Source organism: Streptosporangium sp. NPDC049376 (assembly GCF_044466505.1).
Lineage (GTDB): Bacteria > Actinomycetota > Actinomycetes > Streptosporangiales > Streptosporangiaceae > Streptosporangium.
Genome location: NZ_JBITMT010000004.1, coordinates 355,433 through 367,571, shown reverse-complemented (window position 1 = coordinate 367,571; position 12,139 = coordinate 355,433). Strand labels below are relative to the sequence as shown.

The 12,139-nt window shown below is 71.2% G+C and carries 13 protein-coding genes; 9 read left to right on the top strand and 4 right to left on the bottom strand.

What is annotated here, in order from left to right:
• Positions 1 to 61: 61 nt before the first annotated feature.
• From ACIBVQ_RS14635 to leuC, 4 genes are all read right to left on the bottom strand, one after another.
• Entirely contained in the window at positions 62 to 1,057 is a 996-nt protein-coding gene (locus ACIBVQ_RS14635) for a class I SAM-dependent methyltransferase (protein WP_352013819.1), read from the bottom strand.
• Positions 1,058 to 1,362: 305 nt separating this feature from the next.
• Positions 1,363 to 1,596 (bottom strand): 4-oxalocrotonate tautomerase family protein, encoded by a 234-nt coding sequence (locus ACIBVQ_RS14630; protein ID WP_352013820.1) that lies wholly within the window; start codon positions 1,594 to 1,596, stop codon positions 1,363 to 1,365.
• A 107-nt stretch (positions 1,597 to 1,703) separates the two neighbouring features.
• The gene (gene leuD / locus ACIBVQ_RS14625; protein ID WP_352013821.1) at positions 1,704 to 2,306 is read right to left on the bottom strand and encodes a 3-isopropylmalate dehydratase small subunit; all 603 of its coding nucleotides are present in this window, start codon (positions 2,304 to 2,306) and stop codon (positions 1,704 to 1,706) included.
• A gap of 4 nt (positions 2,307 to 2,310) precedes the next feature.
• Positions 2,311 to 3,714 (bottom strand): 3-isopropylmalate dehydratase large subunit, encoded by a 1,404-nt coding sequence (leuC, locus tag ACIBVQ_RS14620; protein WP_399177855.1) that lies wholly within the window; start codon positions 3,712 to 3,714, stop codon positions 2,311 to 2,313.
• Between the two features lie 326 nt (positions 3,715 to 4,040).
• On the opposite strand from leuC, the gene ACIBVQ_RS14615 reads away from it, so the two are divergent.
• The 9 genes from ACIBVQ_RS14615 to ACIBVQ_RS14575 all read left to right on the top strand — a co-directional run bounded on the left by ACIBVQ_RS14615 (position 4,041) and on the right by ACIBVQ_RS14575 (position 12,048).
• The gene (locus tag ACIBVQ_RS14615; RefSeq protein ID WP_399177853.1) at positions 4,041 to 5,096 is read left to right on the top strand and encodes an iron-containing redox enzyme family protein; all 1,056 of its coding nucleotides are present in this window, start codon (positions 4,041 to 4,043) and stop codon (positions 5,094 to 5,096) included.
• A gap of 69 nt (positions 5,097 to 5,165) precedes the next feature.
• Positions 5,166 to 5,447 (top strand): acyl carrier protein, encoded by a 282-nt coding sequence (locus tag ACIBVQ_RS14610; protein WP_399177851.1) that lies wholly within the window; start codon positions 5,166 to 5,168, stop codon positions 5,445 to 5,447.
• Positions 5,444 to 7,036: an amino acid adenylation domain-containing protein gene (locus tag ACIBVQ_RS14605; protein ID WP_399177849.1), complete on the top strand. Its 1,593-nt coding sequence runs from the start codon at positions 5,444 to 5,446 to the stop codon at positions 7,034 to 7,036. Before ACIBVQ_RS14610 ends, ACIBVQ_RS14605 begins: the two co-directional genes overlap by 4 nt.
• Positions 7,033 to 7,716 (top strand): acyl-CoA dehydrogenase family protein, encoded by a 684-nt coding sequence (locus ACIBVQ_RS14600; RefSeq protein ID WP_399177847.1) that lies wholly within the window; start codon positions 7,033 to 7,035, stop codon positions 7,714 to 7,716. Before ACIBVQ_RS14605 ends, ACIBVQ_RS14600 begins: the two co-directional genes overlap by 4 nt.
• The gene (locus tag ACIBVQ_RS14595; RefSeq protein WP_399177845.1) at positions 7,709 to 8,905 is read left to right on the top strand and encodes an acyl-CoA dehydrogenase family protein; all 1,197 of its coding nucleotides are present in this window, start codon (positions 7,709 to 7,711) and stop codon (positions 8,903 to 8,905) included. The genes ACIBVQ_RS14600 and ACIBVQ_RS14595 overlap by 8 nt, the downstream gene beginning before the upstream one ends.
• Entirely contained in the window at positions 8,902 to 9,675 is a 774-nt protein-coding gene (locus tag ACIBVQ_RS14590; protein WP_399177843.1) for a thioesterase II family protein, read from the top strand. The genes ACIBVQ_RS14595 and ACIBVQ_RS14590 overlap by 4 nt, the downstream gene beginning before the upstream one ends.
• 54 nt (positions 9,676 to 9,729) lie before the next feature.
• The gene (locus ACIBVQ_RS14585) at positions 9,730 to 10,410 is read left to right on the top strand and encodes a hypothetical protein (RefSeq protein WP_362914106.1); all 681 of its coding nucleotides are present in this window, start codon (positions 9,730 to 9,732) and stop codon (positions 10,408 to 10,410) included.
• The gene (locus ACIBVQ_RS14580) at positions 10,407 to 10,727 is read left to right on the top strand and encodes a Dabb family protein (protein ID WP_362914104.1); all 321 of its coding nucleotides are present in this window, start codon (positions 10,407 to 10,409) and stop codon (positions 10,725 to 10,727) included. Before ACIBVQ_RS14585 ends, ACIBVQ_RS14580 begins: the two co-directional genes overlap by 4 nt.
• Before the next feature lie 79 nt (positions 10,728 to 10,806).
• Positions 10,807 to 12,048 (top strand): MFS transporter, encoded by a 1,242-nt coding sequence (locus ACIBVQ_RS14575; protein WP_399177840.1) that lies wholly within the window; start codon positions 10,807 to 10,809, stop codon positions 12,046 to 12,048.
• The last annotated feature ends 91 nt before the right edge of the window (positions 12,049 to 12,139 follow it).

Sequence of the window (12,139 nt, the reverse complement as noted above, 5' to 3'; positions counted from 1 at the left end):
GACGGGGTGAGGGGACGCACCGCCGGACGACGACGGCGCGCCCCGCTCCGGTCCGTCCGGGTCAGTCGGTCTTCTGGGCCAGCAGCAGCAGGCCACCGGGGATGTTGGGACGGACCGTCTTGCGGATCTCGAACCCGCCCTGGCGGAAGGCGTCGCTCCAGCCCTCCTCGCTGAGCAGGCCCTGCCCCATCAGCGCGTGGATGAGGGTGAACTCCGGGGTGAAGGTCTCCGGGCAGGCGCGGTCCCGCTGCGGGGGAAGCACCTCGGCCGCGAGCACGTGCGCCCCGGCCGGGAGCCGCTCGGCCAGGCCACGCAGATATGAGACGAAGTAGTCGAGGCCCTGCTCCAGCACCTCGTGCATGAAGAAGAAACCGACCACGAGGTCCACGGTCTCCAGGCCGGGGATCGCGGCGGCGTTGGAGGCGTCCGCCTCGACCACCGTGATGCGCTCCGTCAGGCCGTCCTTGGCCACTTCACGGCGGGCCTCCGCGATCGCGTCTGCGCTGATGTCCACGCCCAGGCCGTCGGCGTCCTTCAGCCCGCAGATCCCGATGAGGTTGCGGGCGTTCCCGCAGCCGAAGTCGGCGACCCGGGTGAACTCGATCTCGGACAGCAGGGAGTGCACATACGGCTTGAGGTCCTCCAGACCGAGGTCGGCCGAGGAGACCGCGACGATCCGGCCGTCGCGCGAGATGTCCTTGCCGTACTTGCTCTTGCCGGAGACCAGTTCGCCGAAGCGCCAGAACGGCTCGCCGAAGCCTCCCGCGATCCAGAAGATGTAGCCACGGTCGCGCAACAGTTCCCGGCCGTACCCGGTGAGCCGGTAGACGTCGCCGTCGGGTGCCACGACCCCGCGGTCGACCAGGTAGAAGACGGTGTCCCGGGCCAGCTGGAGGTTGCCGCCCACGTCCTCGACGCGCAGCCCCTTCTCCTCAAGGATGTCCAGCACGCCCAGGTCGTCGAGCGAGGCGATGACCGAACACATGATGTAACCCTCAAGCAGCTCGAAGGAGTGCCGACGGGGGATGCCCCGGATAGCGAAGTCGTTCGTGGCCATAACAGTCCTTTCATGTTTCCCCTCCGCGGCCCCACGGGCAGCGGCGCAGGAAATTGGACGACAGGATACGAGGACGTTCAGCGCCCGCCGGAAAGCCGCCCCGACCATGGGATAAAACGTTCGCCCAGGGCCGGAAAAAGAAATCCGGAAACTATCGGCGGGGCTGTCGAAAACGGGCCGACGGGTAAATCCTCCAGGATCGCCGTGGGAGTCGAATCAGCCGACGCGATGATTATGCCGCACGCGCCGGTGACGAACCAGAGGCCGGGATCGATTTTCTCTTATTCTGGGACGGAATGCGATGATCACTCGTGCTTCGGGCAGGTGCACAAACCGTCGAAGCCCTGGGCGCGGCGCTCAGAAACAGTGAATCCTCCGGCGCCCCAGTTGTCCAGCGGCACTTCCTGAACAATGACGTAGATCCGCTCCGGATCCTTGCGCAGCACGTCGTGCACCAAGTCGGTGACGCCGTCGATGAGTTGCTTCTTCTTCTCGGCGGTGAGGTTCTCGTTGATAACCTGAATGGTGACGATCGGCATAACGCTACCTCCGGGTCGGGAAGCCGTCGGCGCCGGCCGTTGGCGGCCTCGGACCGGCGCCGTGATCAATGAATCAGGTGCAGCGCGTCTGGGACGGCGAGCCTCGGTCAGGCCGCCGGACGGGGCAGGGTCCGCGGCTTGTAGGACGGGCGGTTCGCCTCGAACGCGGCGATCTCGTCCTCGTGGCCCAGTGTCAGAGTGATGTCGTCCAGACCGTTGAGCAACCGCCAGCGGGCGTTCTCGTCCATCTCGAACGGGGCGGTCACACCGTCGGCGCGTACCTCACCGGACTCCAGGTCCACGGTGATCTCGGCCGCCGGGTCGGCCTCGGTCAGGGACTGCAGCCGTTCCACGACCTCCTGCGGCAGCACCACGGTGAGCAGGCCGTTCTTCAGCGAGTTGCCGCGGAAGATGTCGGCGAACCGGGAGGAGATCACGGCCTTGAAGCCGTAGTTCTGCAGGGCCCAGACCGCGTGCTCGCGCGAGGAGCCGGTACCGAACTCGGGTCCCGCGACCAGCACGGTCGCGCCCTGCCGTTCGGGCCGGTTCAGCACGAACTCCGGGTCGGCGCGCCAGGCCGCGAAGAGCGCGTCCTCGAAACCGTCACGGGTCACCCGCTTGAGGAAGTGGGCGGGGATGATCTGGTCGGTGTCGACGTTGCTGCGGCGCAGCGGGACGGCCCGGCCGGTGTGGACGGTGAACTTCTCCATGCTGTCAGGCCTCCAGCAGGTCGGCGGGGGAGGAGAGGCGGCCGGTGACCGCGGTCGCGGCGGCGACGACGGGCGAGACCAGGTGGGTGCGTCCGCCCTTGCCCTGCCTGCCCTCGAAGTTGCGGTTCGAGGTGGACGCGCTGCGCTCACCGGGCGCCAGCTGGTCCGGGTTCATCCCCAGGCACATCGAGCAGCCGGCGAACCGCCAGTCGGCGCCGGCCTCGGTGAAGACCTGGTGCAGGCCCTCCGTCTCCGCCTGCAGCCGGACCTTGGCGGAGCCGGGGACCACCAGCATCCGGACCCCCTCGGCGACCCGGCGGCCCCGCAGCACGTCGGCGGCGGCGCGCAGGTCCTCGATCCGGCCGTTGGTGCACGAGCCGAGGAACACCGTGTCGACCCGGACCTCGCGCAGCGGCGTGCCGGCCTCAAGCCCCATGTAGGACAGCGCCCGTTCGGCGGCGGAGCGCTCGACCGGGTCGGTGAAGGACTCCGGAGCCGGGACCAGCGAGCCCAGAGGAGCGCCCTGTCCGGGGTTGGTCCCCCAGGTGACGAAGGGCGTCAACGCGGCGGCGTCGATCACCACCTCCTTGTCGAAGACCGCGCCCTGGTCGGTGTACAGCGTCTTCCAGTAGGCCACCGCCGCGTCCCAGTCCTCGCCCTGCGGCGCGTGCGGGCGGCCCTTCAGGTAGGCGAAGGTGGTCTCGTCCGGGGCGATCATCCCGGCCCTGGCGCCCGCCTCGATGGACATGTTGCAGATGGTCAGCCGACCCTCCATCGACAACCCGCGGATCGCCTCACCGCGGTACTCGATCACATGGCCCTGGCCGCCGCCGGTGCCGATTTCGGCGATCACGGCCAGGATCAGGTCCTTGGCGGTGACCCCCTCCGGCAGCTCGCCCTCGACGGTGACGGCCATCGTCCGGAACGGCGCCATCGGCAGGGTCTGGGTGGCCAGCACGTGTTCGACCTGCGAGGTGCCGATGCCGAACGCCAGGGCACCGAAGGCGCCCAGGGTCGAGGTGTGCGAGTCTCCGCAGACCACCGTCATGCCGGGCTGGATCAGGCCCAGCTGCGGGCCCATGACGAAGACGATGCCCTGCTCGGCGTCGCCCAGCGAGTGCCGCCGCACACCGAACTCGTCGCAGTTGCGGCGCAGCGTCTCGATCTGATTGCGGGAAACCGGGTCGCTGATGCGGTCGATCACGTCGGTCGGGACGTTGTGGTCCTCCGTCGCGATGGTCAGGTCGGTGCGCCGTACCGAGCGCCCGGCAAGCCGGAGGGCTTCGAACGCCTGCGGGCTGGTGACCTCGTGAAGCATGTGCAGATCGATGTAGAGGAGGTCGGGCTCGCCCTCGACACGTCGGATGACGTGCTCGTCCCAGACCTTCTCGGCGATTGTCCGTCCCATACGGCCCTCCGAGTTTCCGTGCATTATCTTGAAATGTGAGACGACACGTCTCGCAACGGACCGGACTCTAGTCGATCACAAGCCACGTCCGGAGCCAAATCCCAAAACGGCACAGGACAACTGTGACCCAATCTCTTTACGGACTAAACCCCCTTCGGAATATCTGGAATCTCCCTATGGATTAAACCCCTCTGGATATGAGTCTCGAATTCTGAGATTTTTAGCCGGAATCGTAGACATACTCGGCCTCCAAAAGTAGCTTCGCCAACGGCGCAACCCTGCCCGGGAGATGGCCGTGTGGCCGTTCACAGAAGGAGATTGTCGCTATGTCCGTTTCTGTGGAGTTAGCCCTTCCCCGATGCGCGGACGCTCTCAACCCCCGTGCACTCGTCGAAATCATCAGCTCCTGGCTGCACATTCCCGCCACCGAACTGGATCTCACCGTCAACGCCGACCAGCGCAGGATCGTGATCGAGGCCGTGCGCACGATGAACGAATTGGCGGGCGGCGGCGACTCAGCGGCTTTCCATCAACAACAGTTACTGCTCTCCAGGCTCTACGGCCTGGTGCTGCGACTCCCCCAGGCGGTCACCGCCGAAGGTTCCGTGGTACTCCACGAGGTGGTCCGGCTGCTGGAGGAGGCCACTCTGGCCCGCGAGGACCACGGGGTCGACACCGTCCTGCTGGACGAGGCGCCCGCCGACCCGAAGGACTACCTGTCCTGGCTCAAGAACCTCGCCCGCCGGCACCCCGCCTACAAGCATCCGTACTACGCCGAGTTCATCCGCGACCGCGCCGGGCGCGAGGACCTGCGTACCTACGTCATCCAGGAGTCGGTGGTCGACGGCCGTTTCGACGATCTGCTGGCCATGATGCAGGTCGGAACCGCGGACGACGCCAAGCTTGAGATCGCCCGCAACTACTGGGACGAGATGGGCAACGGTGACGCCGACCAGGTCCACACCCATCTGTTCAACCAGATCTTCCAGGTGTTCGACATCGGCGCGGACGAACTGGAGGGCGCGCTGACGGCCGAGGCCCTGCTGTCCGGCAACCTCGCCGTGATGCTCTGCCGCTACCGGCGCCTGTACCCGGAGGCCGTCGGCTTCCTCGGGATGACCGAGTGGTTCGCCCCTGACCGCTTCGTCCAGGTGGTCCACGCCTGGGAGCGGCTGGGGCTGCCGGACGTCGGCATCGTCTACCACCGGCTGCACATCACGGTCGACTCCCTGCACGCCGCAGGGTGGTTCCACAACGTGATCATCCCGGCGGCGGAGTCGCCGGCCATGCGGCGCGGCATCGCCCGCGGCGCGCTCTTGAGACTCAACTCCTCCGCGCGCTACCTGGACGAGCGGCTGGCAGAGGCGCGCTCCCGCTCCTGAGCAGTGATGTGTCCCATGGCCGGAGGCCCGTCCTCCGGCCCCACACACCCGCACCCCCTGGAGTCCGCCATGCCCGTCCCCCAGCGCGGCCGGCCACCGCACACCGAACACGCCCTGCGTGAAGAGCTTCGGCTGCTGGTCTGCCGGATCAAGAACAGCGACCCCACGGCCCTCGGCGACACCGACGACTACGCCTCGGCACTTGAGTACGACTCGCTCGACTTCGTCGAGCTGGCGGTACTCCTGGACACCGAGTACGGGATCGAGGTCGGCGCCGAGGCCGACGACCTTCCCGCTCTGGCCTCCCTCGACACCCTGACCGCCCTGGTCCGCGACCGGAGGACGCGATGAACCCGCGCCACGGCCGGCTCCCGTCGCTTCTCGGCGCGCTCTCCACCCTGGCCGAGGACACCCCCCGGCGCACCGCCCTGGTCGCCGACGATCGCGGCGTCGACTACGGGGAACTGCACGAGCGCGTCCAGCGGACCGCCGCGGCGCTGGTGCGCCGGGGGGTGGGTCCCGCCCAGCGGATCGCCGTGGTCGGCCACAAGACGGTGGACGCGGTGGTCGCGCTGCTCGCCGTACAGCGGGCCGGCGCGGCTTACGTACCGCTCGATCCCCGGGCACCCGCGGCCCGGCTCGCCGACCTGGTCGCCGACGCGCGCTGCCCGCTCGTCCTGGTCTCCGCCACCGACACCGACCTCGCGCGTGACCTGGCCGAACGGACCGGGGCCCTCCCGCTCGGCGTCGGCGAGGCCGCCGCCGAACCAGCGACGGCCCCGCTGCCGGAGGAGATCTCCCCGGAGAGCGTCGCCTACTGCATGTACACCTCGGGAAGCACCGGCCGCCCCAAGGGGGTGCAGATCCCGCACCGGGCCGTGGACGCCTTCTTCGCGGCGGTCCATCCGCTGCTCCGTGTCGGGCCGGACGACCGCTGCCTGAACACCTCGGCGCTGCACTTCGACGTTTCGGTCGTCGATCTGCTCTACCCGCTGACACGGGGCGCGACGGTGCACCTGGCGCCCGCCGTCCCGATGCCACCGCTGCTGAACCGGCTGATCGAGCAGGAGCGGATCACCTATTTCGCCGCGGTCGGCTCGACCCTGACCCTGCTCGCCGACCACGCCCGCGGCTTCGCCGGACGCGACCTGTCGCACCTGCGCCGGGTGATGACCGGAGCGGAGGTGCTCCAGCCGCACACCGTGCAGCGCTGGCTGGCCGCCGCCCCCCAACTCGTCGTGATCAACGGATACGGCCCGACCGAGGCCACCTGCCTGGTCGTCGCCCATCCCATCGACGAACGGGAACCGGACCGCACCGCGCCCTACCCCATCGGCCGTCCGCTGGACGGGGTCACCGTGCGCTTCCTGCGCGACGACGGGCACATCGACGAGGAGGGGCCCGGCGAGCTCCTGGTCGCAGGCGCACAGCTCATGAGTGGTTACCTGGAGCGTCCCGAGGAGGAACGGCGGGCCTTCCTCGACCTCGACGGCACCCGCTTCTACCGCACCGGCGACCAGGCGCACCGTGACGCCGACGCCGTACTGCACTTCCACGGCCGGCGGGACGACGAGGTCAAGGTCCGCGGCTACCGGGTCAACACGCAGGAGGTGCGCCAGACGCTGGAGGCCCACCGGACGGTGGGGCGCGCGTTCGTCACCGCCTCCCGGGACGGGCGCGGCCGGGAGATCCTCGCCTGCGCGGTCACCCCGCCCGGCGCCCCGGCGAGCGTCCCCTGCGGCGACGAGAGCCCGTTGCCCGCCCTGGACGCCGACCGGGCACGCGCGCTGCGGACGCACCTGTCGGAGCGGTTGCCCGGCTACATGGTGCCCGCCGACTTCCGGCTGCTGGACGCGGTGCCGTTGCTCTCCAGTGGGAAACCCGACGTCCGCGGCATCGTGCGGCGCCTGACCGCGACCTCCCCTCGGGGGGACGCGTGAACGCGCCGCGCACCGCGGCTCCGACCGGCTCGCCCGTCGACGACCTGGCGCCCGCCGGACTGCGCGCCCGCGTCACCGAGTGCCTGCGCGAGTGCGCCTCCGACCGTGCCGAGCCGGTCGTCGCCGCGCTCGACGCGGCGGGCCTGTGCTTCCCCGGACTCCCCGACCGGGTCGTCCTCGCCGAGAGTCTCGCCGCGGCGCTGGACTTCGACCCGGCCGCCGAGGTGCTGGCCCGCCACGACAGGCCGGGGGCGGGCGCGGGCCTGCCGGTGGCCGCGCTGCAGGTCGCCGCCTCAGCCCGCCTGGTGGCCACGACCGGCGGCTGGCTCGGCACCCGGCACTCCTTCGGGCAGCGCCTGATCGACCACCAGGTCGTACGGTTCCGGCTCGCAGAGCTGATGGCCTACGCCGAAGGCGCGCGGCATCTGGTGCACGCGGCCACGGCCGACACGGCGGCCGGCGCGCGGGGGGACGGCGTGGTCGAGGCCGCCCGACTCCAGGCCCGCAAGCTGCTGCGCCGTACCGCGAGGGTCTGCCTGCACCTGCACGGCGCCAGTGGGTATGTCGCCGGTCACCCGGCTCAGCGGCTCCTGCTCGCCGGTCACCGGCCCGCCGACGGAATCTCCGACGAACAGCTGCTGGACGCCGTCGCCCGGCACCTGCGAGGGGCCGATGACTGAGCCTTCGACCGTGGCGGCCCCGCACCACGGGCGGCCAGGACCGGGGTTCACCACCCCGGCCGCGTTCCGCCGGAGCGTCCGGGCGCTGGTCGACCGTCACCCCGAGGTGTTCGCGCCCGTGGTCTGGGACGTCCCCGGCCGCGTTCCGCCCGGGCGGGAGGCGGTGGTCCTGCTGGGCCGCGCCGGGCTGCTCGCCCCGGCCGCCCCTGCCCCCGCCCCGGTTCTGCAGGTGCCGCCGGAGCCGGGCCCGGTCCCGTCCTGGCAGTTCGCGGCGGCGTTGCACGAGGAGCTGGGTCTGCTGCCCGCAGGGGCGGTGGTCCTCACCCAGGTCGAGGTGGCCGCCAAACTGCTGGCCGCCTTCCCGGCCACCGCCCACGCCGCCCGCCAGGCCCTGGCGGGGCGGTCTCTCGCCGCGCTCGCGGTGACCGAGCCCGGCGGCGGCCTGGACTTCGACGCCATGACCACCTCGGTGCGCCGCGGTGACGAGGGGGTCGTCGTCGAGGGGGAGAAGTGGCTCTCCAGCAACGCCCCCTTCGCGGACGAACTGCTGGTGCTGGCCCGGGACGCCGCCTTCGCCGACTCGGCGCTCGGGCGTCACTCCCTGGTGCGGGTCCCCGTGGACGCGCCGGGGGTCGAGGTCCACCCGCTGCGGACCCTGGGGCACCGGGGCGTCACCGGGCGGATCCGGCTGACCGGCGTCCGGCTGGCGCCTGAGGCGCTGCTCGGCTCGCCCGGTACGGGCCTGCTCACCCTGATGAGGCACTGGGTCCACGAGCGCGTCATGGTGGCGCTGCGGATGACGGCGATGGCCGAGGGGCTGCTCGCCCTGCTCCGCTCCGCCGGTGGGCCACGCTCCGGGTACGCCGACCGGGCCGCCGCCGAGCTGTTCGTCGACATCGCCCAGGAGCGGGCGTCCTGCCGGCGGGCGCTCGAACTGCTCGGAGCCGGTGACTGCCCGCCCCGGACCGCGGCGGGCTGCAAGCTCCGATCGGCCGACGTACTGCGGCGTACGGCCGAGGCCGCGCTCCGGCGCGAGGCGGAACTCGCCTCGACCCGGCCGCGCTTCGCCGGACTCGACCCTGCCGATCCGGGGCTGGCGGAACGCGCGTTGCGCGACGCCACCGGCCTCGCCCTGGCCGGCGGCAGCGACGAGGCCCTGCTCATGGTGATCGCCCGGGAGCTGCGGTGACCGAAGCCGTTCCCGCGCGCCGATCGGCCGCGCTGCCCTGCCGTACCCCGGTCGAAGGATCGCCGCCGCTGTTCCTGCTGCCCGCCGCCGGTGGCTCGACCACGCTCTACCGCGACTGGCCGGACGCGCTCGGACCGGGGGTCACCCCGTGCCCGGTCGAACCTCCGGGCCGCGGGCGCCGGATGGCCACCCCGCCCTTCACCGATCTGGCGGAGCTCGCGGGCGTGCTCGACGAGGAGCTCACGCCCCCGGCCGGGAGTCCCTGGGCTCTGCTGGGGCACAGCATGGGCGCCCTGGCCGCCGTGGCCTGGGCGGCCAGGGCACACCGCCGGGGCCGGTCGCCGAGCGTGCTCTATCTGAGCGCGGCCGCTCCACCATGGCTCCACTCCACCGCCGAGCCCCTGGTCCACCTCGACGACGACGGCCTGTGGCGCCACATGCTGGGCCTGGGCGGTCTGCCGGCCGAGGTGGCCGGGAACGACACGGCCCGCAGGCTGCTGACCCCTCTGATACGGGCCGACGTACGGGCCGCCGCGTCCTGGCGGCCCGCCGCCGCTGTCGCGGTCGGCTGCCCCGTGGTGGCGTTCGTCGGGGCGCGGGAGACGGAGTTCCAGCCGTCCCTGGCTCTGGAGTGGCGGTCCGTCGCCACCGGCGGATTCGCCGCGCACGTGCTGCCCGGCGGTCACTTCTATCGGCACGGCCTGACCGATCTGCTGCCCGTGGTCTCCGCCGACCTCATCCGGCGCTTTCCTCCTGCCGAACCGTCCTGAACCGTCCTGAACCGTGCGTCCACCCGCACGTTCGACCAGGGAAAGGAAACCTTCATGGTCCTGCGGTCCGCCGTCCCCGACGTCCTCCCCGACACCGCCCCCGCACCGCTGGTGCTGATCGCCCCCGGGGTCCTCGACCCGCTGCTGGACGACGCGCTCTCCCAGTACCGGCGGGCCTGTGACGGCTCCCGCCGCGGCGAGCCCTACCTTCCCCGCTGCTGGGCCCTGCTGCTGGGCCAGATGGACCAGGGCGCCCTTCGGGTGCAGGCGTTGCGCTGGGCGGGCAACGTCCGGGAGAGCGACGAGGCGGTGCTGGAGGAGTTCGCCGAAGTCATCGTGCCGTGTTTCGGCTCCTCCTATACCAACGGCAGGCGCGGCTACTGGTGTGATCCGGCCGAGCTGTTGAAGATCATCCGCGAGGCGGAGGCGCAGGGGCTGGACGTGCTCGGCTCCGTCCACATGCACGCGGACATGCACCGCTTCTGGCCCGAGCACGCCAACGGCCAGCTGCTCAGCCACCGCCCCACCGCGATGGACGAGTACCTGTTCCGCAACGGGGGCTGGCCGCTGAACATGATCTGCCATCTGGAGAGCTTCGGCGACGACGTAGCGCTGAGCGTCGGCGCCTGGGCGCCACCCGTCTTCGAGGACGAGAACGGCAGGGCGACCGCCATGGAGGTACGGCTCAGCCTTGGCAGCTCCAGCGTGCCGGTGGAGAGCCGGAGGCCGGAGTGATCAAGCGCGTGGTGCTGGTCAGGACCGATCGGCCGGCTCGGATCGACGACGAACTCGCCCGCCTGGCGGGGCTCAGGGGCACCGTCCCCTGCCTGCGGGACATCGAGGTGGCCGCGGACATCGGTGGTCGTTGCCTCGGCTACGACCGGATGTTCGCGCTGAGCTTCGGTGACGCGGAGGACATCGCGGCCTGGAGCGACCACCCGGCCCACGCCCCGCTGCGGACCACGCTGCTGCGAGACGCCGAACTGCTCGTCTTCGAATACCGGACACCGGCGATCATCTCACAATCCGATACAAAGCATCTCTCATATTGATCGCGACTCATCTGGCGAGTAGTCAGGAGGGAACACAGCTCGCCGGATGAACGACCAGACCGTCCAGAGGAGAACCACCGTGAACAAGTCGGCCGCCCCGACACCGGGCGACACCGGCCGCAAGCGCTGGCTGATGTTGGGCCTCGGCGTCGCCGCCCAGGCCGTCGCCTGCGTCTTCGTCTACGGAGTCCCGTACCTCGTCCCCGAGCTCCGCTCGACGGAGCACCTGTCGCTGGCGCAGGCGGGGGTGGTGATCTCCGCCCCCACGATCGGGCTCATGGCCGCCCTGGTCGCCTGGGGGGCCGCGGCCGACCGGTACGGCGAGCGCGTCGTCCTGGGCCTCGGCCTCGCCCTGTCGACCCTCATCCTGTTCGCCGGCCTCATGGTGCACGGTCTCGTCCTGCTCTGGGTCGTCTTCTTCCTGGCCGGGGCCGCCGGCGCCTCGGTCTACGCGGCCAGCGGCCGAGTCGTCATGGGCTGGTTCAGCGCCAAGGAGCGCGGCCTGGCCATGGGTGTACGGCAGACCTCCACCCCGCTCGGCATGGGCGTCGCCGCCCTGGCCATCCCGCCGCTGGCCGCCGGGAACGGCATCTCCGCCGCTCTGCTGTTCACCGCCGTGCTGACCGGTGTGGTCGGGCTGGCCGTCGCGATCTGGGTGGTCGACCCGCCGCGCCCCGCGAAGCCCACCGCCGACGGGGCCGCGACCAAGCCGCCTTCCCCCTATCGCAGCCCGGTCCTGTGGCGCGTCCACGGTGCGAGCGCCCTGTTGGTCTGGCCGCAGTTCACCGTCGGCGCCTTCGGACTGCTCTATCTCGTCGATGTCCAGCACTGGAGTGTCACCGACGCCGGCCGGTTGATGGCCGTCGGCCAGCTGGCGGGCGCGCTCGGCCGAATAGCGGTGGGCAAGTGGTCCGACCGCGTCGGCAGCCGGCTCCGTCCGATGCGGCAGCTCGCCCTGGTCAACGGCGTGCTGATGCTTCTGATGGCGCTGTGCGCGCTGTGGCCCTCCTGGGCGGCGGACGTGGTGCTGATAGCCGCGTGTGGCCTGGCCGCCAGCACCAACGGCCTGTCCTTCACCTCGACCGCGGAGATCGCCGGTCCCCACTGGGCCGGGCGCGCCCTGGGCGTTCAGAACACCGGGCAGAACCTGACCGCGTCACTGACGCCGCCACTGGCCGGTGAGCTGATCGTCGTCGGCGGCTACGCCGCGGGCTTCGGCTTGGCCGCCGTCTTCTCCCTCGCCGCGGTTTTCGCCACCCCGTCGGCCCACCGCACCGAAACCCCCCGGCCGGACCCCGCTCCCGCCCCGCTCAAGACCTGAACCCCGCGCTCCCCGGCGGGGCCGGTTCCCGGGGCCGCAGCCTGGAACACAGCCTGGAACGCGGCCTGGCGTCCGCGCACGCCGTCCTCGC

Coding starts and splice junctions, on each gene's coding strand:
- ACIBVQ_RS14635 (WP_352013819.1), bottom strand. CDS start 1,057: ATGGCCACGAACGACTTCGCTATCCGGGGCATCCCCCGTCGGCACTCC.
- ACIBVQ_RS14630 (WP_352013820.1), bottom strand. CDS start 1,596: ATGCCGATCGTCACCATTCAGGTTATCAACGAGAACCTCACCGCCGAG.
- leuD (WP_352013821.1), bottom strand. CDS start 2,306: ATGGAGAAGTTCACCGTCCACACCGGCCGGGCCGTCCCGCTGCGCCGC.
- leuC (WP_399177855.1), bottom strand. CDS start 3,714: ATGGGACGGACAATCGCCGAGAAGGTCTGGGACGAGCACGTCATCCGA.
- ACIBVQ_RS14615 (WP_399177853.1), top strand. CDS start 4,041: ATGTCCGTTTCTGTGGAGTTAGCCCTTCCCCGATGCGCGGACGCTCTC.
- ACIBVQ_RS14610 (WP_399177851.1), top strand. CDS start 5,166: ATGCCCGTCCCCCAGCGCGGCCGGCCACCGCACACCGAACACGCCCTG.
- ACIBVQ_RS14605 (WP_399177849.1), top strand. CDS start 5,444: ATGAACCCGCGCCACGGCCGGCTCCCGTCGCTTCTCGGCGCGCTCTCC.
- ACIBVQ_RS14595 (WP_399177845.1), top strand. CDS start 7,709: ATGACTGAGCCTTCGACCGTGGCGGCCCCGCACCACGGGCGGCCAGGA.
- ACIBVQ_RS14585 (WP_362914106.1), top strand. CDS start 9,730: ATGGTCCTGCGGTCCGCCGTCCCCGACGTCCTCCCCGACACCGCCCCC.